The organism is Salinivibrio sp. AR647 (genome assembly GCF_001995415.1).
Taxonomy (GTDB): Bacteria; Pseudomonadota; Gammaproteobacteria; order Enterobacterales; family Vibrionaceae; genus Salinivibrio; species Salinivibrio costicola.
Genome location: NZ_MUFE01000004.1, coordinates 124,718 through 151,016, shown reverse-complemented (window position 1 = coordinate 151,016; position 26,299 = coordinate 124,718). Strand labels below are relative to the sequence as shown.

At 49.8% G+C, this 26,299-nt stretch carries 21 protein-coding genes; 11 read left to right on the top strand and 10 right to left on the bottom strand.

The window, feature by feature from the left end; translation table 11 throughout:
• Window positions 1-304: 304 nt before the first annotated feature.
• Entirely contained in the window at window positions 305-2,041 is a 1,737-nt protein-coding gene (locus BZG76_RS06390; RefSeq protein ID WP_077460595.1) for a methyl-accepting chemotaxis protein, read from the top strand.
• Between the two features lie 249 nt (window positions 2,042-2,290).
• Here BZG76_RS06390 and BZG76_RS06385 read toward each other — a convergent pair whose 3' ends face one another.
• The 4 genes from BZG76_RS06385 to BZG76_RS06370 form a co-directional block, all read right to left on the bottom strand.
• A complete protein-coding gene (locus BZG76_RS06385) occupies window positions 2,291-3,187 on the bottom strand; it encodes a DMT family transporter (protein ID WP_025744670.1) in 897 nt (298 codons plus the stop codon).
• 169 nt (window positions 3,188-3,356) lie between these two features.
• Window positions 3,357-3,839 (bottom strand): DUF2780 domain-containing protein, encoded by a 483-nt coding sequence (locus BZG76_RS06380; protein ID WP_077460594.1) that lies wholly within the window; start codon window positions 3,837-3,839, stop codon window positions 3,357-3,359.
• Between the two features lie 103 nt (window positions 3,840-3,942).
• A complete protein-coding gene (locus tag BZG76_RS06375; protein ID WP_077460593.1) occupies window positions 3,943-5,547 on the bottom strand; it encodes an ABC-F family ATPase in 1,605 nt (534 codons plus the stop codon).
• Between the two features lie 185 nt (window positions 5,548-5,732).
• Window positions 5,733-7,220 carry a carboxypeptidase M32 gene (locus BZG76_RS06370; RefSeq protein WP_077460592.1) on the bottom strand — a complete coding sequence of 496 codons (1,488 nt, stop codon included), beginning with the start codon at window positions 7,218-7,220 and terminating at the stop codon, window positions 5,733-5,735.
• A gap of 110 nt (window positions 7,221-7,330) precedes the next feature.
• Between BZG76_RS06370 and BZG76_RS06365 the strand changes: the two genes are divergently transcribed.
• Window positions 7,331-7,900 carry a gamma-glutamylcyclotransferase family protein gene (locus BZG76_RS06365; RefSeq protein ID WP_077460591.1) on the top strand — a complete coding sequence of 190 codons (570 nt, stop codon included), beginning with the start codon at window positions 7,331-7,333 and terminating at the stop codon, window positions 7,898-7,900.
• An 85-nt stretch (window positions 7,901-7,985) separates the two neighbouring features.
• On the opposite strand, the gene BZG76_RS06360 is transcribed toward BZG76_RS06365, so the two are convergent.
• Window positions 7,986-8,999 (bottom strand): outer membrane beta-barrel protein, encoded by a 1,014-nt coding sequence (locus BZG76_RS06360; RefSeq protein WP_077460590.1) that lies wholly within the window; start codon window positions 8,997-8,999, stop codon window positions 7,986-7,988.
• Between the two features lie 314 nt (window positions 9,000-9,313).
• A complete protein-coding gene (locus BZG76_RS06355) occupies window positions 9,314-10,015 on the bottom strand; it encodes a DUF2786 domain-containing protein (protein ID WP_077460589.1) in 702 nt (233 codons plus the stop codon).
• 229 nt (window positions 10,016-10,244) lie between these two features.
• Here BZG76_RS06355 and BZG76_RS06350 point away from each other — a divergent pair, with 229 nt between their 5' ends.
• Entirely contained in the window at window positions 10,245-12,611 is a 2,367-nt protein-coding gene (locus BZG76_RS06350; RefSeq protein ID WP_077460588.1) for a DNA polymerase II, read from the top strand.
• A 99-nt stretch (window positions 12,612-12,710) separates the two neighbouring features.
• On the top strand, window positions 12,711-12,977 hold the full coding sequence (locus BZG76_RS06345) for a DUF1289 domain-containing protein (protein WP_021023263.1): 267 nt from the start codon (window positions 12,711-12,713) through the stop codon (window positions 12,975-12,977).
• Between the two features lie 122 nt (window positions 12,978-13,099).
• Here the strand turns inward: BZG76_RS06345 and rplY are convergent, their stop codons facing one another.
• The 3 genes from rplY to BZG76_RS06330 form a co-directional block, all read right to left on the bottom strand.
• A complete protein-coding gene (gene rplY, locus BZG76_RS06340; RefSeq protein ID WP_021023262.1) occupies window positions 13,100-13,381 on the bottom strand; it encodes a 50S ribosomal protein L25 in 282 nt (93 codons plus the stop codon).
• Window positions 13,382-13,521: 140 nt separating this feature from the next.
• A complete protein-coding gene (locus BZG76_RS06335; RefSeq protein ID WP_077460587.1) occupies window positions 13,522-15,321 on the bottom strand; it encodes a DEAD/DEAH box helicase in 1,800 nt (599 codons plus the stop codon).
• 111 nt (window positions 15,322-15,432) lie between these two features.
• Window positions 15,433-15,894, bottom strand: coding sequence for a GNAT family N-acetyltransferase (locus BZG76_RS06330; RefSeq protein WP_077460586.1), 462 nt, complete (start codon window positions 15,892-15,894; stop codon window positions 15,433-15,435).
• Between the two features lie 286 nt (window positions 15,895-16,180).
• On the opposite strand from BZG76_RS06330, the gene rsuA reads away from it, so the two are divergent.
• The 7 genes from rsuA to BZG76_RS06295 all read left to right on the top strand — a co-directional run bounded on the left by rsuA (window position 16,181) and on the right by BZG76_RS06295 (window position 24,858).
• Entirely contained in the window at window positions 16,181-16,873 is a 693-nt protein-coding gene (gene rsuA, locus BZG76_RS06325; RefSeq protein WP_077460585.1) for a 16S rRNA pseudouridine(516) synthase RsuA, read from the top strand.
• Window positions 16,874-17,119: 246 nt separating this feature from the next.
• A complete protein-coding gene (locus tag BZG76_RS06320) occupies window positions 17,120-18,328 on the top strand; it encodes a Bcr/CflA family multidrug efflux MFS transporter (protein WP_077460584.1) in 1,209 nt (402 codons plus the stop codon).
• The gene (locus BZG76_RS06315; RefSeq protein WP_077460583.1) at window positions 18,325-18,990 is read left to right on the top strand and encodes a DUF2913 family protein; all 666 of its coding nucleotides are present in this window, start codon (window positions 18,325-18,327) and stop codon (window positions 18,988-18,990) included. Before BZG76_RS06320 ends, BZG76_RS06315 begins: the two co-directional genes overlap by 4 nt.
• An 88-nt stretch (window positions 18,991-19,078) precedes the next feature.
• Complete coding sequence (locus BZG76_RS06310; protein ID WP_021023256.1) at window positions 19,079-20,455, top strand: MATE family efflux transporter; 1,377 nt, start codon at window positions 19,079-19,081, stop codon at window positions 20,453-20,455.
• A 147-nt stretch (window positions 20,456-20,602) separates the two neighbouring features.
• The gene (locus BZG76_RS06305; RefSeq protein ID WP_021023255.1) at window positions 20,603-21,274 is read left to right on the top strand and encodes an ABC transporter ATP-binding protein; all 672 of its coding nucleotides are present in this window, start codon (window positions 20,603-20,605) and stop codon (window positions 21,272-21,274) included.
• On the top strand, window positions 21,255-23,729 hold the full coding sequence (locus BZG76_RS06300; RefSeq protein ID WP_077460582.1) for an FtsX-like permease family protein: 2,475 nt from the start codon (window positions 21,255-21,257) through the stop codon (window positions 23,727-23,729). Before BZG76_RS06305 ends, BZG76_RS06300 begins: the two co-directional genes overlap by 20 nt.
• 10 nt (window positions 23,730-23,739) lie before the next feature.
• A complete protein-coding gene (locus BZG76_RS06295; protein WP_198532302.1) occupies window positions 23,740-24,858 on the top strand; it encodes a lipocalin-like domain-containing protein in 1,119 nt (372 codons plus the stop codon).
• On the opposite strand, the gene cra is transcribed toward BZG76_RS06295, so the two are convergent.
• Complete coding sequence (gene cra / locus BZG76_RS06290; RefSeq protein ID WP_077460580.1) at window positions 24,855-25,868, bottom strand: catabolite repressor/activator; 1,014 nt, start codon at window positions 25,866-25,868, stop codon at window positions 24,855-24,857. The two genes, BZG76_RS06295 and cra, sit on opposite strands and share 4 nt — an antisense overlap.
• Between the last annotated feature and the right edge of the window lie 431 nt (window positions 25,869-26,299).

Genomic DNA, 26,299 nt, shown 5'->3' with positions numbered 1-26,299 from the left:
TGTTTAAAAAGTTAGGCGAACCTTAAGGGAAATGAGCACTACATAGAGTGACTGGCGTCATTCTTTTGGATTGTTAATATCAGTGGGTTACATTTTTATGAGATGTTGCACGCTTTCAACAATATCAGGGATAGAACAATGCCTGTGACAACGAAGATCATGCTTTAATTTTATATTAATCAGATGCTTGAGGTTTTTTTGTCTTTTTCTTTTATTTTTCAAAGTCGATGAAATGATTCTGTCCTACGCTGAAATTGAACAATTTTAAGTAGATATAAATGTGATAGAGGTGGTAGGAGTGGGTATGAACATCAATAACACCATGAAATTAGTATTTTTTATTATTGGTGCAGGTATTGTGGTGAGTTTTTTTACGATCATTCAGCTTAATGGCTTGATGAATAAAGTAGATGAAATGGCCCAGATCCGATACGAGTCTTATCAAACGGCCGATGAATTAAGACAAAGCTCTGATGACTTAACGCGTCTGGGCAGAACTTACACAGTTACCGGCAATGAAAAGTACGAAAAGATGTACATGGATATCCTCGCTATTCGTAATGGAGAGAAACCTCGGCCTGTTAACTATCATACGATCTACTGGGACTTAGTGTTAGAACATGGTCAAAAACCTAAACCAGATGGCCAAGCTATTTCGTTAAATCAACGGATGAGAGATTTAGGCTTTACCGAGAAAGAGTTTGATTTACTCAAAAAGGCTCAGGCCAATTCTGATGGGCTGGTGAATATGGAAGTCAAAGCCATGAACGCGGTTAAAGGACTATATCCGGACAGCAGCGGTAATTATACCGTTCGAGGAGAGCCCGACAAACAAATGGCGATTGAGCTATTGCATAGCTCGCAGTATCACCAAGAAAAAGCAAAAATCATGAAACCCATCGAAAGCTTTTTTATTGCGTTGGAACAGCGAACGGATACACAGTTTAACGAGGCAGCATCTAGTGTCAAAAAAACGGTGCTCATCGGCAATATCTCGTTAGCAGTGGTGATCGTAATTGCGATTTTGGGATACATCATCACGAAACGAACGGTTGTTAATCCAATCGATAAGATGGCATCCACGCTAAAAAAAGTAGATGATAATTCAGATCTTACGTTGCGAGTCGACGATAGTAAAAAGAATGAAATTGGAACCATTGGTAATACTGTTAATAAAGTTATCGGGAGTTACTCATCGACGATTAATAAAATTAATGACGTTAATCATATGATCGCTCAGATTACGGATAGTTTGGTCGATATTACCAGTAAAAATGCCAAAATATCTAACCAGCAAAACCAAGAGCTCGAGATGGGTGCCACGGCCATGGAAGAAATGACCTCCGCCCTTGCCACGGTGGCGGAGAACACCTCCATGGCAGAAAAGTACGCAGGTAGTACCGAGAAAGAAACCACCACCAGTAAAGATGTGTTCGATAAAACCATGGTCGAGTTTGGCAGTTTAGAAACTGAATTCAAAAAGACATCGGAGGTGATCCAAGAGCTTGCCGATGAATCCACTAATGTAGGTAATGTACTTGATGTGATTAAAGGCATTGCAGAGCAAACCAACCTCTTAGCGCTAAACGCAGCCATCGAAGCGGCGCGTGCAGGCGATCAAGGTCGTGGGTTTGCGGTTGTGGCCGACGAGGTGAGATCTTTAGCGCAACGGACACAAAAATCTGCTGGAGAGATTGAAGAAATGATCGGTGGTTTGCAAGGTAAGGCGGAACAATCAACACAGACTATTCGTGTTAACGCAGATAAGATTGCATCGACACGTGACAATATGACCACCGCAAACGAATCGCTTGGCACGATCAAAGAATCGGCCATAGAAATCCATCGACTGAATTCATCGATTGCATCGGCCACGGAAGAACAGCTTTCTGTCAGTGATGAAATCTCGAGCAATTTATCAAACATAAAAACCTTATCAAGCGATATGCATGAAGCGATTGATCAACTGGGCCCGATTGTGTCTGATTTAAAAGATAACGTTAACGCATTGAACGGTGCTATTCAGGATATTCGTACCTAATTGACAGGCGATGACTATTAACCGGATTGCTCGAGTGAGCAATCCGGTTTTGTCCAAACGCTCATACGTTCTCTCATTGCAACGAGATCTACCGACAAACACTGACACACTCGTACATTCTCACGACAGCCTTTTTTCTACTTGGTAATTATTCAGCCTTCTTTAACGCGTTTTTGCCTGATCAGCAAACCAAAACTGGCCTCAAATGAGGCCAGTTTTGCTCGTATTAAACCTTTGAATGTGCGAGTGTTATACGATACGTCGCCGAAAGATGCGATGACCAACGGCATTGAATAATGCGCCTGCCACAATTAACCCACCACCGAGATAGGTCCAAATTGAGGGCACTTCATTAAAGATCCATACCCCAAGCAAGGTTGAGAACACAATTTGTATATAGGCATAAGCAGACGCTTCACCGGCTTGTTGGGTTTGCATGGCTTTGGTGAGTCCATACTGGCCAACCTGGGTAAATACACCGACTAAAACCAATAGCAATGTGAGCGATAAACTTGGCATCACGAATTGTGGCCACATCAGCACGGTCGCGACAGGCAGGGCAACCATGGGAAAGTACAAAATAATTACCGAGCTGTCTTCGGTGCGGCTGAGTTTACGCACAATCACATAAGCCATTGAGCTACCTAATGCCCCCAGAAGCGCAATAATCACGCTAAACGTGGGCAAGGCCTCCGCAATATTACCGTTAAGGTTAGGTTGCACCATCACGTAAAGCCCGATTAAACAAAGCGCAATACACACCAACGTGGCGCCTTGTAATCGCTCTTTGAGTAACACCAACCCAAGCACAGCAGTAAACACCGGGTGAGTGTATTGCAAAACAGTGGCTTCGGCTAAGGGTAAAGTCGTGACCGCATAATACACACACATCAGCGCGGCTGTACCGAGTACACCACGCAGCAACAGGAGTTGCTTATTGTTACCCCATACCGACAGGCCTTTACGTTTCACATCGGTGTAGCTGATGATGAGCGACACCAGTGCTCGGGCGGCGACAATCTCAAATACCGGGATACCATTGACAGCCACGTATTTCACACAGGCGGACATCAAGGCAAAGCCAAGCGCAGACAGAAGCATAAAGCGGATCCCAACGGGGATCGCAGAGAAAGAGAAGGCAGGCATAATCATACAAACTTAAACAACAGGGCGACTATGATAACGCGTCTCGGTGCGCTTTGCTTGATGATTCGATAAATAAACGCGCGTCAGCGGTTGCCGCGCGTTGTCGTTGTTTAAACTGCCGAGGCATGCGGCGACGGAGTAATTTAATCGGTGTTTAAGTCGCGTCGCGCTATGGCCAAAGTTGGGTTAGCGAGCTTAGCAATCCATCGCTCGCACCTTGTTGGCCCAAATAGTCGAGCACAACCGGCACAAACTGCTTTAACGTGGCCGCGTCGATACCAAGTTTTTCTGCTGCACGATACACATCACCCATTGAACCGATGCCACCCGCACTCGCATTGTCTCCGAGTAATGACGAAAGCGACGATAAATCAGGGCGTAAACTTGCAAGCTCTTGTTGATCGCTGCCGGTGAGGCCATTCGCTGCCATGGCGAGTAAGGCCCCGGCGCCACCTGTTGCTTGAGCTGGGCTCACATCCACTTGTTCAGTGATCGATTTAACGAGCGGAGATTGGCTCACCTCATCACCGGCAAATTGGGTTGCCATTTGCGTCATCACATCAGTGGTTTTATCGCCTTGGCCGAAAAGGGCATAGCTCGGAGTGGTAAGAAGAAGACTGGAAAGCGTTAACAGTGTGGCCGCGTATTTCATGATCCCTCGCTCGTTATAAAGAATAAGCACGTTACTCTAGGTATAGCGGGACTTGCCGCTGAATGGAAGCCAATCAGCGGCAAATTCAGGCTCAGTCTTATGATCAAGCCACCGCACGTACTTTTTCTAAGTGGGCGAGGTATTCATCGTAACTGCCGTTAAAGTGGATCAATTGCTGGTCTTTGATCTCAATGATATCGGTCGCCAATGAGGAAACAAATTCACGGTCGTGGCTGACAAAAATCAAAGTGCCTGGGAATTGCTCTAGGCCTTTATTGAGTGATTCGATGGCTTCCATATCCATGTGGTTGGTCGGCTCGTCCATCACAATCACATTGATATCTTGCATCATCAGCTTGCCGAACATCAGGCGGTTTTTCTCGCCCCCTGAGCAGCTTTTGGCCTTTTTGTTCACATCATCGGCTGAGAACAACAAGCGACCCAAAATGCCACGAACAATCAAATCATCATGCTTGGCCGTACGCCATTGCGACATCCACTCAAACACGGTGAGATCGTTATCAAACTCGGCACTGTTATCTTGCGCACAGTAACCAATTGCGGCGTTTTCTGACCATTTAATTGTGCCTTCGCTTTGCGCAAGCTCGCCCACTAAACAACGTAACAGGGTGGTTTTACCCACACCATTTTCGCCAATGATCGCCAGGCGCGAGCCCGCTTCAAGCAAAAAGTGACCGTTTTTAAATAAAGCTGTCTCGTCAAAGGTATGGCCAACCTCGCGTAATTCGACCGCTTGACGGTGGAGTTTTTTGCTTTCGGTAAATTGAATGTAAGGATGCACACGGCTAGACGCTTTGACTTCATCAAGCTGGATCTTTTCCATGCGTTTGGCGCGTGAACTGGCTTGCTTAGCTTTAGAGGCATTGGCACCAAAGCGATTCACGAAGTCTTGCAGCTCACTAAGCTCCGCTTCTTTTTTCGCGTTGCTCGACAACAGTTGCTCGCGTGCCAAGCTAGATGCGGCGACAAAGTCATCGTAGTTGCCTGGATATACACGTAGCTCGCCAAAGTCGATATCGGCCATGTGGGTGCACGTGGCGTTCAAGAAGTGACGATCGTGAGAAATGATAATCATGGTGCACTGGCGCTGTTGCAGCTCACCGGCCAACCAGTTGATGGTATGAATATCCAAGTTGTTGGTCGGTTCATCCAACAGCAAAATATCAGGATTCGCAAACAAAGCCTGGGCAAGCAGCACCCGTAATTTCCAACCCGGTGCCACTTGCGACATCAGGCCAAAGTGCAGCTCTTCTTCAATCCCCGCTTGCAGCAGAATATCGCCAGCACGGCTCTCGGCGGTATAACCGTCCATTTCCGCGAACTGGCTTTCTAGCTCTGCGACGGCCATGCCATCTTCTTCGCTCATTTCCGGCAAAGAATAAATGCGCTCACGCTCTTGTTTGATTTCCCACAGCTTGCGATCGCCCATCATCACCGCATCAATCACTGAGTATTGCTCATAGGCAAATTGATCTTGGCTAAGCTCGCCCAAGGTTTGTCCTGGCGTGATGGACACATTGCCTGCGGTAGGCGTGAGCGCGCCACTCATGATTTTCATCAAGGTGGATTTGCCACAGCCGTTGGCTCCGATCAATCCGTAGCGGTTACCGTTACCAAATTTGGCAGAGATGTTTTCGAATAGCGGTTCGGCACCAAACTGCATGGTGATATTGGCGATTGAAATCAAAAGACGTTCCTAGCGAATGTGCTCAACCAGGGCGTGTAGTCATGCCAACAAAGCATCTGACTCACGGCCAAGCGAGAGGGTGTAAAGATAAATATGGCTGAGCGCGCATTGTACAGAAGTGTGATGGAATTAACAGATTAACCTGAAAAAACCAAGGCCAATATCGCTGGCCTTGGGGACACGGATTACAAATACCGCCCTTGAATATACTCGCGGAAGTGGGCGGGGTTGAGGGTTTCGCCGGTGGCATCCTTGAGTATGTTGTCGGTTGAGGTAGTGCTGGCGCGTTGCCAGATATGTTGGGATAACCAATCAAAAATGGGCGACAGGTTACCGCTGGCGATAATGCCATCGACATCCAGTTGCTGGCGCATTGCTTGCATCAATTGCGCGGCATACAGGGCACCCAAGGTATAGGTGGGGAAGTAGCCAAAGCTGCCATCGGTCCAGTGAATGTCTTGCATGCAGCCGTTTTTATAGTTGCCGGCGGTGCTGAGGCCAAGGTATTGCTGCATGGCGTTGTCCCAACGCTCAGGAATATGATCAACTTCCATGTTGCCACTGATCAGATCGCGCTCGATGTCATAGCGCAGCATGATGTGTGCCGGATAGGTGACCTCGTCGGCATCGACACGAATATAACCGGGCGCGACTTGAGTTAACACGCGGTGGAAATTCTCGACATGAAAGGCGGGATCGTTTTGGCGGTTAAAGGCAGATTTAGCACGCTGACAAATCAAGGTAGCAAATGCTTCACTGCGGGCCAGCTGCATTTCAAAAAACAGGCTTTGGCTTTCGTGCACGCCCATCGAGCGCGCTTGGCCCACGGGTAAGCCTGCCAGGTCCTTAGGCAACCCTTGTTCATAGCGCGCATGGCCGGTTTCGTGGATCACGCCCATTAATGCCGAGGTAAAATCTTGCTCGTCGTAGCGGGTGGTAATGCGCACATCAGTGGGCACGCCGCCACAAAATGGGTGGGTGCTGACATCCAGACGACCCTGTGCAAAGTTAAAGCCCAACTGCTGCATCACCTGCTCACCTAAGGCCTTTTGTTGTGCTTGGGTAAATGGCCCTTTGGGCATAAGGGGTGGCTGTTGCGCTTGCTTGTCGACTACCGCCTGGATGGTCTCCGGTAGCCATGCTTTAAGCGCACCAAATACCTCATCGACACGATCAGCGGTCATTCCTGGCTCGTAGAGGTCGAGCAGGGCATCGTAAGGCGCACAACCTTTTTGGTCCGCACGAATATGGGCTTCTTCGCGCGCCAAGGCCACCACTTCTTTTAAATTTTTGGCAAAGCCTGCCCAATCGTTATCTTGACGTTGTTGGCGCCAAGCATGCTCGCATTTGGCACCCGCTAAAGATTTGGCTTTGACCAGGGTGTCAGGCAATACGCTGGCCTGCTGCCACTCGCGCTTCATCTCTGCCACGCTCGCTTTTTGCGTCGGTGTCAGTTGCTCCAATTTATCGTCCAGCTCTGCTAACCAGTCACTAAGCTCAGGTTGGGTGCTTTGTTGATGGCAATAAAGCGCGAGCTCTGCCATCGCGTCGGCACGGGCTTGATTCCCTCCATCTGGCATCATGGTGGCTTGATCCCAACCGCAGATTGCGGCAAGGTGCTGAAAATGTGACAGCCGTTTGAAGTGGGCTTCGAGCTTATTGAGTGGTTCCATGATGACTTCCTTGTTAACAACATTGCCGGATATTCTGGCAATTTGTATGAAAAAAGCAAGGCAGCCACCACCGTTCTGTCAGGTTATGCAATAAAGGAGTTTGCAACGTCATGTATCTATTTGGATACGGGAGTTTAATGAATCCGGCGTCACGGGCGCTGACCGGTGAATCTGGATGGACGTGCCCGGTTACCGTGACCGGGCTTAGTCGTCATTGGAGCAATGTCAGTGAGGCGTTTATTTCACCTTTGGTGGTGTTACAAGGTGAAGGTCAATGTAATGGGGTGCTGGTCAGCATCGATCCACAGTCATTGCCCGACTTTGATCGCCGAGAGGCAGGCTATCAGCGGTTACAGTTAGCTGAATCAAACATCACTCTGCCCGAAGACGTGACGCTTGATGGCCCCGTGTACGTGTATGTTGCCGATACGCAGCGTACCCCAGACGTAGACAAGCCGATTGCCCAATCCTATGTCGATACGGTCATGGCAGGCTGTTTACGCTACTCAGCGGATTTTGCCCGCGCGTTTTTAACCACCACTCAGGGATGGGAAGGCGCTTATCATAACGATCGCGCCGAGCCAAGGTATCCACGGGTGGCAGGAGTGAGCGATCAAGATAGAGTAGACATCGATCGGTTGATGCAGGCGCACTTGACCGCTTTTACAGCGCGCGGTTAATCAGTCATTGATTGTTCATGATAAGAAAAGGCCACCGACAATGCGGTGGCCTTTGCATATTTATATGATGCGATCGTCGATGTGATTAATTCACGTCCACATAAACGAACTCTGGCGAAGTGACTTCCACGCGGCGGTTTTTCGCACGACCGTCGGCAGTCTCGTTACTGGCGGTTGGCGCGGACTCGCCTTTGCCCATCACGGTTAAGCGCTCAGCCGCAATGCCCGCGTCTAAGAAGACATCCGCAACGACTTGTGCACGCTCTTCAGAGAGTGTTTGGTTATAAGCGGCAGGCCCTTGGCTGTCGGTATGACCCACAATCGTCGCTGTGGCTTCTTCATGTTTAAGCAACCGGTCAACTAATGGCTGCAAGGAGGCGACTGCTTGCTCAGATAACGTTGCTTTATCAAAGCCGAACATTTCGGTTTCGCCGGCCTCTGAGAGCACAATTGATTGCGGCTCGGCAACCGGCTCTGGCTCTTGAACGGGCTCTGGCTCTGCCATAACTGGCTCTTCAACCATTGCTTCAGTCATTGGCTCACTGGCGGTGCGGCCAAAGTGATAGGTCATCCCGACGGTGAAGAGGTTATTATCAACGCTTGAGAAATAGCCATCATCCATATCATTGATGTGTTGGTATTCTAGGCGAAGGTTGAGTTTATCGGTGGCTTGGTGATCAACACCGATCGCGCCCATCAACGACACATCGTCGCGATCACCGGCATTGCTGTTAAAGTTCCACATCGCGCCGCCCACTTTCCCGTACAGTGCGGTATCGGGTTTAACGTGATACGACAATTTGGGGGCAAGTGTCAGCGCGGTGAGATCGCCCGATGCTTTACCAAAGGTATCGAATTCAGTGTCAAAGCGACCTAGATAATCATAGGTGCCTTCAAGCGCAAACCAGTCATTGAAATCATAACCAGTAATGATACCCGCCCCGAGCTCTTGATCACCACAGTCGGTGTCAGACACACAGCTATCTTCTAAAAACGACGGCCCAATACGACCCCCCATGTAAAGACCACTGTCTTGCTGTGCATAAGCTGCGGGTGCGACGGCCAGTAAGAGGCCGAGACCTGTCACGACTTTTTTCATGCCACTCTCCTAATTAAGGATATGAAGTATCTTATTTTACGCATTGTGAATGCTTGTTATTTAGTCACCTTAGACCATGCGATCGCAACTGCCAGCGAGTCGGGCAGACGGAACATAGATAATGTGACATGGATCCTAGGCTAGACCTGAGAGGCGTGTAACACAATAGGCGACAAGCGATTTGACCATGATTTGACGTGTTTAACACAAGTGTCTTATTGGTGGGAAAATACTGACAGAGGCCGGACAAATCGCCGGCCGTTTTCACGTGATGAGAGAGTATTAAAGGGGCGTTGGTTATTACATAATTGTGGTTATGATTTTGTGTTATCTGTTAGGCGCTTTTGTTGGCCTTGACCGCTTACAGGGCGACTAACTGAAATTTCGCGGCCCTTTTTCATGCCACGCTCGTAGTCATCGGTCATCGCTGCCATGGCGTCTTTGAGTTGCTGCTTAAATGTCTCGCGGTCAATATTGGCGAACTCTTTATCAATATAGCTTTTGATCTTATCGTCGCTGTCTCGGGCATCAAGCTGTGGCAATTTGTCGAGTGCCCCCTCAAGCCAGCCCGTCGTGAAAGACTGAACACGGCGGGTGACTTGTTGGGTGCTGGTGCCTGAGCCTGCGAAGCTGTTACGAAACTGGCCAATATGTTCATTCATATCGCGATACACCACATCAAATGCAAACGCCGCGAAAATAGCCCGGTCGGCATCACCGATAAATTCAGCCTGCTTGAGCCCTTTATGGTTGACCAATACGCACTCGACGCCAAAGCGACTATTGATGCCGCGGATAATTTTTAAGATCGATTGGTTAATAGACGCTGGCAACAGCTTCTCAGAGCGCGTTTTACCCATACTGATGAAGTCAATGTCGTCCTGATCGAGACCATGCTTCCGCATCAGCCGCTCGGCCATTTTAATCGCTTGCGCCGCCTCGTTGACATTGGCGGAATTGCTGAGCTCTAGACATTTAGCAATTTTTTTGAGCGCTTTGCTTTTCGGATCTGACATTCATACTTCCCGATAACGAACAAACGCGCATTGTATCGCGTCCGCAAGCGACAACAAAGGCGAGATTATAATGGGCGTCTCGGCGGAGCACGTTGTTTGGCTGTCACGTGTGTAAAAAGAGGGCCAAAACTGTTTATCTACACAGTAATTAGCCACGTTTGTTACACTGTCCTTATCATTCACACGATCCATATCGATAACGCCTGTGACTTCATCGACCGCGCCCTATATGCAGCAAGGGTTTGTGATCACGCGCCAGCAGCGTGATTGGGGCCATACCTCAACCATTGTTTTATGGCTTTCCACGCCAGAAGGCCCGATCAAACTTTGTATTGACGATCAGCACAGTGTGTTTTTTGTGCCGTTGGAAGAAAAAGCGCGGGTGGAGGCGTTATTACCTGCTATCGATCCCAATGCCTATTGCAAACCGGTACCGCTAACAACCTTCCAACATACGCCTGTTGCAGCCTGTTATTTCACCAGTGTTAAACGTGCCCGAGAAGGCCAGAAGGTGATAACGGGGGCCGCTATTGCGCTTTATGAAGGGGATTTACGCTTGGCCGATCGTTATCTGATGGAGCGCTATATTTGTGGCAGCTTGTTGTTCACCGGTCAGGCCCGTCAACGTCAGGGCTACCTAGAAGTGACGCAAGGCAAAGCGAAGCAAGCGGATTATACGCCCACGCTTCATCATGTCTCGTTGGATATCGAGTGTTCACAAAAAGGTCAGCTTTATTCGGTGGGGTTAGACAGTGAAAAAGACAGTCGCGTGATCATGGTCGGTGCGCCTCAGAACGATGCCCCGGCGTGGATAGAGTGGGTGGATAACGAAGAGGCTTTATTGGTCGCCCTGGAGCGTTGGTTCGCACAATACGATCCCGACGTAGTGGTGGGCTGGAATGTGATTGATTTTGACTTTCGCCTATTGGTTAAACGCGCGCAACGCTACCAGCGTGATTTACGCCTTGGTCGCGGCGGGGAACGCGCTTTTTGGCGTGATGGTGGTAGCAATAAGCCGGGCTTTATCAGTTTAGCCGGGCGGGTGGTGATTGATGGGATTGATGCGCTAAAAACCGCGACGTATGGGTTCCGATCTTGGGCGCTAGAGGCGGTTGCACAAACGTTATTAGGCGAGGGGAAAGCGATTGATGATCCGCATGATCGTATGGCCTCGATTAATCGCATGTTTCATCAGGATAAAATCGCGCTTGCGACTTATAATTTACAAGATTGCCGTTTGGTAAACCGAATCTTTGATCACACTCACTTACTCGACTTTTTAATCGAGCGCTCGCGCTTAACCGGGGTAGAGCTCGATCGCGTGGGCGGCTCGGTAGCGGCATTCACTAACTTGTTTTTACCGCGTTTGCATCGTTCCGGTTATGTCGCGCCTAATCTAGCTAGCGAAGGGTGGATCGCGAGCCCTGGTGGTTATGTGATGGACTCCAAACCCGGCTTATATCACTCAGTGCTGGTGTTGGATTTTAAATCGCTGTATCCCTCGATTATTCGTACCTTTCTTATTGATCCGCTTGGACTTATCGAGGGGTTAAAAGCACAAGAGGCCGGTCAGGAAGCCGACACGGTTCCTGGGTTTCGAGGCGGTGTTTTTCATCGAGAAAAGCACTACTTACCGGCATTGATTGATGAGTTGTGGCAAGCGCGTGATCGGGCGAAAAAAGCCGGTGAAAAAGCGTTTTCGCAGGCAATTAAAATTATCATGAATTCCTTCTATGGCGTGTTGGGCTCATCGGGGTGCCGTTTTTTTGATCATCGCTTGGCATCATCGATTACCATGCGCGGCCATGAGATTATGAAGACCACTCGTGAGTTGATTGAAGCACAAGGCTTTGAGGTGATCTACGGTGACACAGACTCTACCTTTGTGTCATTGGGGGGAGAAAAAGCAAGCGAGGACGCCGATGCCATCGGGCGAAAGCTTGTTAGCCATGTGAATCAGTGGTGGTCTCAGCACTTGCAGGAAACCTATGGTCTCGAATCCTTGCTGGAAATTGAATACGAAACCCATTATCAACGCTTTTTAATGCCCACCATTCGTGGGCAAGAAACCGGGAGTAAAAAGCGTTATGCAGGACGAATCGTTAATCCTGATACCGGTGAGTCACATTTGGTCTTTAAAGGGTTGGAAACGGTAAGAACGGATTGGACACCATTGGCGCAACAGTTCCAGCAACAGCTTTATCAACGTGTGTTTGATGGTGATGATGTCGATGCTTTTATTCGCGATGTGGTCGCCTGTACGCAACAAGGGGAGCGTGATGCAGAGCTGGTGTATCGTAAACGGTTACGACGCCCGATTGCGGAGTATCAGAAAAATGTGCCACCACACGTGCGTGCCGCGCGGCTGGCTGACAGTGAAAATCAAAAACGTGGCCGCCCTGAACAGTACCAACGGGGGGGATGGATTGAGTATGTGATCACGGTTAATGGGCCTGAGCCGTGTATGTATCGGCGTAGCCCGATGGATTATCAACATTATATTGATAAACAGCTTAAACCGATTGCTGATGGCATCCTGCCGTTTATTGATAAAGAGTTCGACACCTTGGCGCTACCGCAACTGGGGTTGTTCTAAGCACGCTTGATCGTTTGTCTTGTTCGGGCAGTTTTTAACGCGCGACTTGCAATTGTGTCTGCCACCCGCTTGAATGAAAGAATCAGCAGGGAGGATGACGTGGAACAGCTCGATTTCTTCGAGGTGCCGAGTCCGTGCAAAGGCATCTGTCAGGTCAATAACAAAGGTTACTGCAAAGGGTGCTTTCGCAGTCGCGATGAGCGCTTTTATTGGTATGACTTTACCAACGAGCAAAAGCGCAATGTGGTTCGCTTATGCCACCAGCGTTATTTGCGCATTATGCGTGCCAAACGCCAACAGACACAGGAAACCGCCTTAGAGCCGGAAACTCTTCCACATCAGCCTTCGCTGTTTGATGACAGCTAATATCCCAGCGAAGACTTCGGCCGGAGTGCTTGTTACGCAAAGCGTGCTACTTATAATGTTTAAACACAAAAAAGGCGCCCCTGAGGACGCCTGATCTCATTCCATCTTTATCGACACAGCGATTAGATGCGGATGAAGTCCATGTGTTCAACTTTTGGCTTGAACGGGTGACGTTGGATGTCTTGTGGCTTCACTTTTACTTCTTGGCCATCAATAACCAGGATGATGCCTTCGTAGAATTCAGGCTTATCCATTTGGTTAACCACAACAGGGTGGTTCAGTGCGATAGATACAGGCTCTTGGTTGCCACCGTAAACAATCGCAGGGAATTTTTTCTGATGACGTAGGCGGCGGCTCGCACCTTTACCCTTTTCTGTACGTACTTCAGCTTCGAATTTAAACATAATTAATAACTCTCTTTAGAGTGAAAAAATAGCACTGAGCGTAGCGACCTAACTCAGTACCCAAAAACGAGCGCGGATAGTAGCACTGGTTGCGCGCGAAAACAAGCGTCATCGGTGCGCAGAAGGCCTGCTTGCGCGTGTTAGTCGGCTTCTGCAAAGGCTTGCCCACGACTTTGTGCCAACATCGCCTGCAATCTGTCTTGGCTAATAAAACTATCGACATCAAAGATCTTCTGGCGCAGATGCCAAAAACGGCCTTGTTTGCGTGCAATGACAAAATCAGGCGGACGAAATCGATGTTGTGACGCTGTCACTTTAGTGGGCGCGGTATCGGTGAAGGGACGATGGCGATCGACTAAATGTGGGCGAACAAACCGCGCTAAAAAGTCGTGTTTCTGTTTCTTGGTCGCAAGTGGCCAGACTTCGTGTAAATCGTTGCCATCGTTGGTGTGATAGGTCACTTTTAACTGCGGTTTTTGGTAGCGGTTTTTGCCCGCTGTGAGGGTCATATCGGCACACGCCACCACAAGCGCGTCTTTGAGTTTGAGTGCCTCACGCAGTTTTTTATCTGGATCGATTAACGGCGCGTCGCATTGGTGGCAGCGGCGGGCGGCAATATCGTTATCGGTGCCGCATTCATCGCAAAATTTAGCGCGAAACCGATAGCCGCAGATTTCACGCTCCCCGGTCTCGTCTTCAAAATACCCTTGGCATTGGCGACCGTAATGCTCAAGCAAAAAGCCGTTGTCATCCAGTTTGCCCCAAAAGCTATTGTTAAACCCGCACGCAGGGCAAGGAATGGTGACTAACTCGCTGTCGCTATCGGGTTTAGGCATACCAATTTCGGGCTGATACAGGTCGTAAACATTGCCGGCATAATCAAGGATAAGACAGTCTTTTTTTCCGGGCGCTAATCGCAATCCACGACCGGCTATTTGCTGATAAAGGCTCACTGATTCCGTGGGACGTAATATTGCAATTAAGTCCACATGAGGGGCATCAAACCCCGTGGTGAGAACGGAGACATTGACCAAGTATTTCAGTGCTTTTCGTTTAAACGCCTCTATAAGACGATCTCGTTCAAGACCAGGGGTGTCGCCGATGATCAGCGCGGCGCTGTCTTTAGGAAGATAGGTGATGATTTCTTTGGCATGGTTGACAGTCGCAGCGAAAATCATCACCCCTTGGCGCGGGCGCGCATACTCAAGGATTTGTTCGACAATTTGCGGGGTGGCACGCGGGGCATTGGCGACGACCTTATCGAGATCCGCGTCACGGTAGTAGCCGCTGGCAGTGCGTGAGACTTGTGAAAAATCATAGCTAAGAAGCGGTGCATCCAGAACATGGGCCGGGGTTAAAAACCCTTCATCCAAAAGATGGCTTATGGGCAGTTCGAAAACGCAATCGCGAAAAAAACGGGTGTCAGTGGTGCGGACCTTACCACTGGTGTGGTACTGATAAATCCAACCTTGCCCCAACCGATACGGCGTAGCGGTTAACCCGAGTACTTTTAGGCCGGGATTGACATGTTGTAGGTGCTGAATAACACGACGATAACTGCTGTCTTCGTTGTCAGGAACGCGGTGGCACTCGTCGATCACCAGTAGCGAGAATTGGTCGGCAAAGGCGTCGAGGTTGCGCACGACCGATTGTACCGAGGCGAACACGACCTTTTCATTTGATTCCTTACGTCCTAAACCAGCGGAGAAAATACCGCCGGTGAGCCCATAGCCTTCATACTTGGCGTGGTTCTGCTCGACAAGCTCTTTAACATGCGCTAAGACCAGAACTCGGCCTTTGGCAATACGCGCTAATTCGGCGATTACCAAACTTTTCCCGGCGCCCGTGGGCAGAACGGCAACGGCAGGCGATGTATGACGGCGAAAATAGTGCAGGACGGCTTTAACAGCGTCAGACTGGTACGGACGTAAGGTATACATAATCAAAAAACGGCCTAAGTGAGGCCGTTTAGTTTACTGACTTGTTCGCTCAGGTACAGACTATTTATACCCAACCGATAAATTTATCCCTAACCGATAAATCACGGTCCATTATAGCCGTTTCGTGAAAATACAATGCTGACGGCGTGGTTGGTAATCAAACTGCTCGTAAAACAGGCGAGCGCCTTTGTTACCAATGTTCATTTCTAAAATCACGGCCACACACTGCCTTGTTTTGGCTTGCTTTTCTACCTCAGGGATCACTTGCGAACCCACGCCTTGACGGCGCCAGGTTTGTTGAATGAAAAACTGATCGATCACACCGACGCTGCCGCCATTTTCGACACTAAAACTATAGGCTAAGACGATAAACCCGATCGTATCCGTTCTTCCTTCGTGCTCAACATCAATCAGAAATACATCGCCACGCTCGGGTTGTGACAATAGTGTGTTAAAGGTAGAAACCACCGGCTCGCGATCAAACGGCAAGGCCTCATGCTCATGTTGTTCGCGCGAGAGTGTGAATAAGGTTTCCAGGGTATCGACGTCGGGGCGGCGAAGAGAGACAATCATGGTGTTTCCTTTTTATCACTGATTGGTCAAGACGACCGTATCATACTCGCCAAGCCGGTAGGCTCAATCTCGGTGCGTTTTTCGATTAGCACGATGTGACAGACTCGGCGTCTCAACAAAAAGCGTTTGGTAGTGCTTGCATTATGACTAACGCATGTCACCGACAATGAGAGTGAGTGTATCTTATTGCTTTCAGTTTTGCCGCCAAATCTAGCGAAACTTGATCTGTGTCTTCGTGGCGATGTGACGTATAATCGTCGCAAATATAGGTGTAATGAATGGTAATATGCGGATAGATAAATTTTTATGTGAAACCCTAGGGGTAACACGAAAGCAAGCTGGCCGAGTGCTGAAAAGTGAAAGCGTCACCATCGATGGTGAGATCGTAAAATCTGGCGCCATCAAAGTCGGTAAAACCGCGGATGTGCAATTTGAGGGACGATCGTTAACCTTGTCTGGCCCACGCTACTTTATGATGCATAAACCTGCGGGCGTGGTGTGTTCACACGAAGATGCCTTTAATCCCACGATATTTGTTTTGCTCGATGAAGTGAACGCAGAAAAGCTGCATATAGCGGGTCGCCTGGATGCAGACACAACAGGCTTATTGTTACTGACCGACGACGGCCAATGGTCTCACCGTATCACGTCACCCAAGCATCAGTGTACAAAAACGTACCGGGTGTGGTTAGCCGATCCGATCAGTGAAGATACGGCGAGTCAGTTTGAGCAGGGTGTGATGTTACGCAGTGAGCAGCAAGCGACATTGCCCGCTAAGCTCGAGCAGGTGGGTGAGTATGAAGCCTTATTGACGATTCAAGAGGGTAAATATCATCAAGTGAAACGTATGTTTGCCGCAGTCGGTAACAAAGTAGACGCTTTGCATCGCGAATCTGTGGGTGCGCTTGAGCTCGATGACACGCTCGAGCCTGGCGAATATCGCCCTCTCACCGATGAAGAAATTGCCTTGTTGGCATAATTAAGTGTGACACCTTAGATCTCACCTAGGGCAACGATCGACCCGAAAGCACAGTTCTCGCTGTGCTTTTTCAATGTGAGCGAGGTCATTTTTTAAGCGGGTTTTGAACATTGATTTTAAAGACTGGTGTTAAAGATTGGTGATGAAAAGAAAGACATTCTTTCCCACTACGCAATAATAAATTGTTACACTTTGACCAATCTCACGTTATTTCCCTTTTTCCTGTCTTTTACGTTAAGGAGTGTTATGTCGCAATCATCGGCTGTTACGTCGTCCCCAGCGCAGTTAAGTTGGCTGTTAATCCTGGTGCTTGGGGCCATTGCTGCATTGACCCCATTGGCGATCGATATGTATTTGCCCGCCATGCCGGCCATTGCCGCGGATTTAAACGCGCCCAGTAGCGCGGTAAAGTCGACGCTGGTGGCCTATACCGCTGGCTTTGCGATTGGACAGCTTTTCCACGGCCCAATTTCGGACAGTTATGGCCGTAAACCTGTGATGCTTGGTGGCGTTGCGCTCTTTTTTATCTGCGCTGTGGTCAGTGCGATGGCCCAAGATATTGATGTATTAATGATTGCGCGTACCACACAAGGCTTTGCCGGTGCAGCGGCGGCGGTGATCATTCAAGCCTTGGTGCGCGATATGTTCGAGCGCGAAGAGTTTGCGCGTACCATGTCGTTTATTACGTTGGTGATGACGATTGCACCTTTGGCAGCGCCAATGATTGGCGGTTATCTGCTGACTTGGTTTGACTGGCGTGCGATTTTTTGGGTCCTGGCAGGATGGGCCTGCTTTGTGACCTTGTGCATTATTTTTCGGATCCCCGAAACGTTACCGCGAGAAAACCGTCCGCCCATGCGGATTGGTGCCTCGTTGCGTAACTATGCCCGCATGCTAAAAACCCCCTTTGCGGTAGGGATGATCTTTTGTTCTGGGTTCTCGTTTGCTGGGATGTTCTCGTTTTTAACCGCGGGCTCGTTCGTCTATATCGACTACTATGGCGTCAGCGCCCAGATGTTTGGCTATCTTTTTGCGCTTAATATCGTTTGCTTGATTGTGATGACGTTTATCAATGGGCGCTTGGTCCGCAAAATGGGATCACATTGGATGCTGCGGCTCGGGTTGGGTATCCAGCTGGTGGCGGGCATTGCCATTGCTGTTTTTCAATGGTTAGACATGGGGCTTTGGGGCACGGTGATCCCGGTGATGACGTATGTCGGTGTGATTTCAACCATCGGCAGTAATAGTATGGCGTGCTTGCTGGCGTGCTATCCACAAATGGCAGGTACTGCATCATCATTGGCGGGTACCATGCGTTTTGGTATTGGATCCCTAGTCGGTGCAGGCGTTGCCGTGGTCTCTGATGGAACACCTTGGGGGATGATTGGCGCCATCGCGATTTGTGCGATACTCTCTGCCGTTTTCTACTGGACGCTAGCACGTAAAGAACCATGAGTTATGTCATCACCATCCAAACCGTTATGGCTGCAGCCTTCGATGAGTTAGCTGCCGCCATCGATGCTAAAAAAGTGGTTGATGCGCCAGCCGCTCGCGAGGTGTTTTTAGGCCGTTGGGTGGCGCAAGCGATTAAGAAACAGCGTTTTCACCACAGCGTAAAAGCGGATTTGCAACGTTGGACGCAGCGTGCCCGTAGTGCCGGCACTCAAGCCGGATTAGAGGCCGAATTTCGACACATTCAGCAACTCTATACGCAGTGGTTTCCGGTCGATGAGCCGGCAAGCCCGGTCCAGCACGCCCAATTACAACAGATGATTGATAGTGCCCGCGAGGCGGGTTGGATGCTGCACACCCAGACGCCGATTGATCGAAAGGTCAAGATTGTCTCTGAAGGACAGCATTCACTGGTGGTATGTCCTGAGGCAACTCAGGCGGCATTCAATGCAGAAGGGCACTTAGCTCATCCTCTTAGCATTTATGTGCGTGGACCAGAAATTGATGTAATGAATTGGGCGCATCAAGCCAAACTGGCACCCACGAAAGTCACGGCCTATAAGTCGATCGTTAAATATCATGCTGAATATCGACTTTGGCCCGACAATCATGCGGATTGCTTAATGGTGATGCCGCGGCAATCTATGGTGAAAGAATACCGCTGATGAGCATTGAGAAACCGTCTGAGGGCGGTTTTTTCTTGTTTGAAAGCCACGTAAACTAGGCGCGTTGCCTTATCGGTTGGAGTCTGTTGTGAGCGCTGTTTCTCGTCCTTTTTTTGATGTGGTGTTTTTAAAACGCTTACTGTTAATTGCCATTCCCATTGCCCTCCAAACCATGATGTTTTCCAGCCGCAGTTTGGTCGACATCCTGATGGTCGGTCAGTTAAGTGAGGCTGATGTCGCTGCGATTGGGATTGCAGGGAAAGCAATGTTTGTTTCCACCCTGTTAATTTTTGGGGCGATGACCGGTGGCTCTATGTTGGTCGCGCAATACTGGGGCGCGGGCGACAGGCAAGGGTTTCGAGAAAAAATTGCGCTGACCGTGACCCTAACTAATGCCACTGCGGCGTTAAGTGCCTTTGTTTTTTGGGTCTATGCGGACGTCATTATTGGCTTTGCCAGTGATAACCCAACGGTGATTGCCTTGGGGCAAGACTACTTGCAGATCGCGGGGTTATCGCTGTTTTGCTTGGCCAGTGTGTCAGGGCTGGCGGCGGGGCTGCGTGCCATGCATAAACCGGGGATCAGCACTTTTTTTAGTGGCGTGGGGATCAGTGTGAATATCCTACTCAACTGGGTGTTTATCTTTGGTCACTTCGGCGCRCCAGAGCTTGGCTCAAAAGGGGCCGCAGTGGCAACGGTGCTTAGCGGTATTGTGGAAGTTGTCGCCTTGTATACCTATTTGTACCGTCGCCAACACCTTGTTGCCTTCTCCCTTGCTGAATGGCGCACCTCGCTCTCATTGGTGGCGGTAAAACGCTTCTTGGCGCTTTCTTTGCCGACTGCGTTTAACTTTTTAATGTGGTCGTCCGGCTTGTTCATTTACCACGCCATTATTGGTCATGTGAACGAAGCAGGGCTAGCCGCGATAGCGGTGATCACTCCGGTTGAGTCGTTATCGCTCTCTTTTCTGATTGGCACAGCCAATGCTGCCGCTGTGTTAGTGGGGAACAACCTGGGTGCTAAACAAACCGACACCGCCTATCATCAAGCATGGCAAGTGGCGGTGTTTAATTTGATTGCAGGCGTCTTTATTGCCGCAGTGATGCTGCTGATTAAACCTTGGGTCTTGGGGTTTTTCCCCGCATTGACTGGTGAAACGGCACAAATTACTGAATATTTCTATTGGGCAATGTGTGCGCTGATTGTGGTTAAAACCATCCCAATGGCGATGATCGTCGGTGTGCTGCGTGCCGGTGGTGATGTGCGCTACTGTCTGGGGCAAGACTTTGTTGCGCAGTGGTTGATCGGTATTCCCGTGGTGCTCGCTGCTGCCGTGGTGTTTGAATGGCCGGTTTATTGGGTCTATGCGTTATTGGCGACAGAAGAAGTCGTTAAATGGGTCGGCTCTGTCATTCGAGTTAAATCGGGCGTATGGCTAAACTATCTTGTCGATGATGCCCGTTGATTGAAAAGAAGACGCAATGGGAAGCTGTCTACCTAGTTTTGCCCTTTTCTCAGCCTCTTAATTGGGGTACATTGCCAAATTAGTCAAACAGTGTGACCTAGTTCTCGTTTATTGCTGTTTTAAAACACTATGAGGGTGTGCATTGGCATGTTAGCAATTAAAGCGCTGTGCAAGGGATATCAGGACGGGGGCGATTTTCATCCTGTGCTTCAAGGCGCGGCGATGTCGCTGTCTTCCACCAGCCAGCTTGCGCTGATGGGAGAGAGCGGCTCAGGCAAGAGTACCTTACTGAACTTAATTGCTGGGTTGGATAAACCCGACAGCGGTGAGATCTGGCTGGATGATACCCCTTTACACGCGTTAACCGAACGAGCGCGTACTCAGTTCCGTCGTCAGAACATTGGTCTTATCTTTCAGCAGTTCAACTTGCTTCCTACGCTATCGATTGCCGACAACATCCGCTTTTGTCGCCAGTTAAAAGGGCTCAAAGACGATGCGAATTTGTGGCGGCAAATTGTCTCTCAGCTTGATTTAATGCCGCTATTAAATCGATACCCGGAAGAAGTGTCAGGCGGGCAGCAACAGCGTGCCGCGATCGCCCGTGCTTTATACATGGCCCCCAAATTATTGTTGGCCGACGAACCTACCGGTAGCTTGGACGAGCGCAACGCGGATGCGGTCATGCGTTTGCTAACCACGTTGACACGTCAGCAAGGCTCGAGCCTTTTATTGGTCACGCACAGTGATACGGTTGCCAGCTACTTACAGGGCAGCATTGGGCTGCAAGGAGGCGTGCTCAGTGTTCGGGCCCGTCGCTAATGCACTATGGGGGCACTATCGCCGCCATCCTTTTCAGATTTTGCTGGTATGGCTAGGGCTAACCCTTGGGGTCGCTCTGCTTGTTGGCGTGTTATCGATTAACCAACACGCCCAGCAAAGCTATCGGGAAGGTGCCAAGCTGTTTAGTAATCCTTACCCGTTTAGCATTCATCATACCCAGCGGACCCAACGTGTGCCGCAGGCGTTTTATATTGATTTACGCCGGGCAGGCTTAACGCAGTGTGTTCCTGTTGATCGCTTGCAAGTCGTGACACCGTCACTTGATGATCTCAATCTTATGGGCGTTGATACCATTGCCATGTTGCCGCTGTTAGCTGAACGTGGCGGTGATAACGGCCGTGAAAACAAGGGGATATCACCGGTCAATGCAATCACGTCGCCTTATCCGGTTTATGTTGGTGAGGCGATGGCGAACCATAAAGGCTGGAAAGATGGGCAAATGATTGATCTGCTTGATTATCCAGCTATTGGTCCCTTGCGAGTACTCGACAACGATGCCCTGAGTATGGGGACGTATTTAGTTGCCGATATGGCGTTGCTACGTACCTTGTCCCCACACGCCGGTATCGCCGACATCCTGTGTGGGTCTTTAACGCAAGCGGAGCGCCAGCAGATTCGCAATGTCTTACCACCTGCACTGACATTGACCAAAACACAGGCCACACAGTTAGGGCCGCTCACCCGTGCTTTCCATCTTAATTTGCTTGCCATGGGATTACTGGCTTTTGTGGTGGGCCTGTTTATTTTCTACCAAGCGATTTCGCTTTCAATGACACAACGGCAACCGCTGGTGGGGGCGCTACGCCAACTCGGTGTTGATGGACGTCAACTCTCTGGGGTTATGCTTGCTGAGATTCTCGCATGGGTTGTACTTGGCGTGATGAGTGGCAATGTGCTGGGCTTGATGCTCGCCAATCAATTACTCCCTGCCGTCGCTACCACCTTGTCTGACTTGTATGGCGCTGATATTGACTTGGTGATGCATTGGCAATGGCAATGGGGATTGGCGAGTCTGTTGCTCGCGATCTTAGGGGCGATGATGGCATCAGCCTGGCCGCTGGTGCGCTTACTTAACACATCGCCGGGGCGCTTATCCCAAAGAATGACACTAATTCGAGGGACACACCAAGAGTATGCGGTGCAAGCGATCATCGCGATACTATTGGGCGTAACAGCTTGGGGCGTGTCTTACTGGGAAAGTAGCCAATGGCAAGGCTTTACGCTGATCGCATTAACCATGTTAAGTGCCGCCCTAGCGTTGCCCTATGCCTGTGGCTGGTTGTTTCATACCTTGGCGCGCGGCTATGCGGGCGCACGTTGGCGTTGGTTCTTTACCGATGCGGCGGCCAGTTTAAGCTACCGAGGTGTTGCCGCGATGGCCTTTATGCTTGCTGTTTCTGCGCATATAGGTATGGAAACCATGGTGGGGAGCTTTCGCACCAGCACCGAAACTTGGCTGCAGCAACGGTTAGCCGCGGATGTGTATGTTCGACCCGGCAATGCTTTGCTACCCAGAATCGAATCCTGGCTTGAACAACAAGAAGACGTGTCGCAATTTTGGGCCACTTATCGACGTGAGTTGGTCGCGCCCCAAGGACGCCTTGAGGTGTTATCGGTTGGTGATCGAGCGCTAGAAAAGCAATCGTTAGCCGTCAAATCGGCCCAACCCCAATATTGGTCACAATTACACCAGCAACGTGCGGTACTGTTAAGTGAATCACTCGCCGCTAAATTTGACGTAAGTGTTGGTGAAATGGTTAATCTGCCCGCACCGATGGGCGAACGCTGGCACGTGGCAGGGATCTATTACGATTACGGTAATCCTTACGGACAGTTGGTGGTTTCAACGCATAGTGAGGCGGGCGAATGGCTAGCACAAGGACGCCCATCGTTGGCGGTGGTACTCGATAAAGAAGCTCCAAGTGATCATTTTGTTGATCAAATGAATACACGGTTTAGCCTGAGCAATGGTCAGGTGCAAAATCAAGCCGACATTATGCGTTATGCCATGCGCATTTTTGATCGAACGTTTACTGTCACCGAAAGCTTGTGTGTGTTGATGTTGATCGTGGCGATTAGCGGCTTGTTTTTCGCAACGTTAGCCACGGAGCTATCGCGGCAACGCCAGTACAGCTTGTTGCGTTATTTGGGCCTATCAGGGCGAGAGCTCATTGCTCTTGGGGGCGGGCAATTGGTGATCCTTGGGTTAGTCAGTGCCCTTATCGCGATCCCGCTTGGCTTGGTGTTAGCGAGCATGTTAATTCATGTTGTTCTCAAAGCGTCCTTTGGTTGGACAATGACTATGAATTTTTTCCCAATGACGTATGCAACGACCATTAGCCTTTCAATGCTCGCCTTGATGGTGGCCGGGGCGTGGCCGGTTTACCGTATGCTTAAGCGGACAGCCGCCGCGTCGTTACGTGATGCGCAATAGGAGAGTCGCCGTGAGATCAAGTCAGCGAAAGTTAAGCCCTATTGGCCGTGTAGTGTTTGGCTTAATCGGAGTGATGGTGTTGGGGGTATTGATTGGGTTGGGAAAACAGTCTTCATCGTCGACCGACTTAGCGGATGGCTTTGATGTGTTTGGCCAACAAGATGGCTTTGCCGCTGTTACGCCTGATTATACACCTCTTTATCCGCAGGATATGGCCTCTCATCCTGCATTTGCCACAGAATGGTGGTATTTGACAGCCACACTGACGGATAATGCGGGACAAGAATACGGTGTGCAATGGACCCTATTTCGCCGTGCGCTGAGTCCTCGCCACCAAACAGGATGGGCAAACCAGCAGCTTTATATGGCGCATGTTGCTATTACGCGTGCCGATCAACAGTGGGAAGCCGAGCGTTTTGCCCGTGGTGGTATTGGTCAGACTGGCGTGACACTGTCACCATTTCAGGCTTGGCTGGATGATTGGCAATGGCAGGGGGGCGATCAACCTTTACCGGCGCAAGTCCGTGCATCATGGTCCGATAAGGATGCAACATTGGGGTTCGCACTCCAGGTGGCTGACGGTGGCTTGCGCGTGAAACAGGGCGAGCAAGGATACAGTATTCGCCATGCCAATGAGCCGTCAGCGTCTTATTACTTTTCTCTGCCACAATTGACCATTGAAGGTCAGCTTATCATCGACGGTGAGACAATACCCGTTTCGGGAAAAGGGTGGTTCGATAAAGAATGGTCTAGCGGTGCGATGGCATCGGATCAAAGCGGGTGGGATTGGTTCGGGCTTAATTTAGACGATGGTCGCGCGTTAATGGTCACCCAAATCCGAGGCAGTCAGCCCTTTATGTTTGGCTCATTAACGTATCCAAATGGGCGCATTGTGGCCTTAGCGCAATCGGATATTCGGATGCTACCTATTAGCCATGCCAAAATGCGCGAGGGGATCAGTTTGCCGATAGCCTGGCAGATACAAGTGCCAGACGAAGGAATTAACATCACTACCCAGCCACTCAATGCGCAAAGTTGGATGGCGCTGAGTGTGCCGTATTGGGAAGGGCCAGTGCGCGTGCAAGGAAGCGCAACAGGCCGCGGGTTTATGGAAGCGACGGGCTATTAATTGAGGCCAACCCAGGCCTGGGTTTGATGTGGGCGCCATATTGGCTGACGCTCGACGGTAATCACGCCAGGCTGGTTATCGCCTTGAGCGGCAGACACCGCAAGGCTTAAGGCAGCATCACTGATCGCTTCAAATTGCTGCGGCAAAGACTGCACACCAAAAGGCAGAAAGTCTAAAATACGGCTATCACCAAAAGTGGCAAAATACAGGGCTGTGGGGGCGATGCCGGTCTGACGAATCGCATCCAGCACACCCTCGCAAAGGGTAAACGATGTCGTTAAAAGCGCATCGGGTAAATCCCCAGCGTCTATCCATTCGGTCATTAATCGCTGTCCTTCTGAACGGCTAAAGGCATTGCCATAGCGTACTTGTCCCTCGACGTGCTGTGCGTGTAATGCCTGAAAAAAACCTTGCTCACGATCTTGAGATATCGCCAGAGCCGGTACTGCACCGATTAACCCAGCTTGATAGACATCGGTTGGGCTGATCAAGCGATCCGTCAGCTGATAAGCCCCTTTCGCATCGTCCGTTAAAACGTTCGCAAATTGTGTGGCATCTAAGCCACGGTCAATCGCGATAATCGGGGTGCCTTGCTGCTGTAGTTTCGGATAAAAGGCATTATCGGCCGGTAAACAAGAGGCCACAATTAAGGCATCAATCTTTCTGGATACTAGCGTCTGTGCAACCGTTTTTTCTCGCTCAGGATCGTCGTCTGATCCCGTAATAATCACCTGATAACCCTGATCATGCGCTTTGCGTTCAAAGAGTTTGGCTAACGTTGCATAGCTGGTATTAGCAAGATCCGGAACCACTAAGCCCAGTGTATGGGTCGTGCCTGCTCGTAATGCCGTCGCTGCGCGGTTAGGTTGATAATTATGTTGCTCGACCACCGCCATCACGCGTTGACGTGTTTGCTCGCTGATCCGGTAACGGTCGGCTTTACCATTAATCACATAACTGGCTGTTGTGCGTGACACCCCAGCAAGGCGGGCTATTTCATCTAGCTTCATAAACGAATCCTTAGTGCGCCGATCGTTATTGATGGCTTTGTGAATGCGATCAAAGTTTGCACATACCCGATCAATAATAGGCTTGCATTATAAGCTAAAACGATTCAGCCTTAAAGCTGAAAGGTTTCAGCTTTGGATGTAAATCGCGTCACCATCACACGAATGTTATTTATTGCGTCGTGTTTCGATAATCGTAGCTAGAATGAATCGACAGTAACGATGAGATTCATTTCATCGATAACGCGGGTAATTGCCGCCAAAAGCTGAAACGATTCAGCCAAATGGTACAGCGAAAGACTGTACACAAAAAAACATTATCAGGGTCTGACGTAACGTGAATGAAGACCAATCCCTGATCCCGATATACTGTCATGACAGCGTGGTCTGGCGTGACAAACAACGATTAACCCGTGCACTTGGCACTGACCCTT

What these genes read in the sequence shown, in the direction of transcription:
- BZG76_RS06330 (WP_077460586.1), bottom strand. Translation starts at nt 15,894, where the DNA reads ATGATTGTCTCTCTTCGCCGCCCCGACGTCGATACCCTGGAAACCTTA.
- BZG76_RS06315 (WP_077460583.1), top strand. Translation starts at nt 18,325, where the DNA reads ATGAGTTATGTCATCACCATCCAAACCGTTATGGCTGCAGCCTTCGAT.
- rplY (WP_021023262.1), bottom strand. Translation starts at nt 13,381, where the DNA reads ATGTTTAAATTCGAAGCTGAAGTACGTACAGAAAAGGGTAAAGGTGCG.
- BZG76_RS06385 (WP_025744670.1), bottom strand. Translation starts at nt 3,187, where the DNA reads ATGCCTGCCTTCTCTTTCTCTGCGATCCCCGTTGGGATCCGCTTTATG.
- rsuA (WP_077460585.1), top strand. Translation starts at nt 16,181, where the DNA reads ATGCGGATAGATAAATTTTTATGTGAAACCCTAGGGGTAACACGAAAG.
- BZG76_RS06335 (WP_077460587.1), bottom strand. Translation starts at nt 15,321, where the DNA reads ATGTATACCTTACGTCCGTACCAGTCTGACGCTGTTAAAGCCGTCCTG.
- BZG76_RS06365 (WP_077460591.1), top strand. Translation starts at nt 7,331, where the DNA reads ATGTATCTATTTGGATACGGGAGTTTAATGAATCCGGCGTCACGGGCG.
- cra (WP_077460580.1), bottom strand. Translation starts at nt 25,868, where the DNA reads ATGAAGCTAGATGAAATAGCCCGCCTTGCTGGGGTGTCACGCACAACA.
- BZG76_RS06390 (WP_077460595.1), top strand. Translation starts at nt 305, where the DNA reads ATGAACATCAATAACACCATGAAATTAGTATTTTTTATTATTGGTGCA.
- BZG76_RS06320 (WP_077460584.1), top strand. Translation starts at nt 17,120, where the DNA reads ATGTCGCAATCATCGGCTGTTACGTCGTCCCCAGCGCAGTTAAGTTGG.
- BZG76_RS06370 (WP_077460592.1), bottom strand. Translation starts at nt 7,220, where the DNA reads ATGGAACCACTCAATAAGCTCGAAGCCCACTTCAAACGGCTGTCACAT.
- BZG76_RS06360 (WP_077460590.1), bottom strand. Translation starts at nt 8,999, where the DNA reads ATGAAAAAAGTCGTGACAGGTCTCGGCCTCTTACTGGCCGTCGCACCC.
- BZG76_RS06350 (WP_077460588.1), top strand. Translation starts at nt 10,245, where the DNA reads ATGCAGCAAGGGTTTGTGATCACGCGCCAGCAGCGTGATTGGGGCCAT.
- BZG76_RS06355 (WP_077460589.1), bottom strand. Translation starts at nt 10,015, where the DNA reads ATGTCAGATCCGAAAAGCAAAGCGCTCAAAAAAATTGCTAAATGTCTA.
- BZG76_RS06305 (WP_021023255.1), top strand. Translation starts at nt 20,603, where the DNA reads ATGTTAGCAATTAAAGCGCTGTGCAAGGGATATCAGGACGGGGGCGAT.
- BZG76_RS06380 (WP_077460594.1), bottom strand. Translation starts at nt 3,839, where the DNA reads ATGAAATACGCGGCCACACTGTTAACGCTTTCCAGTCTTCTTCTTACC.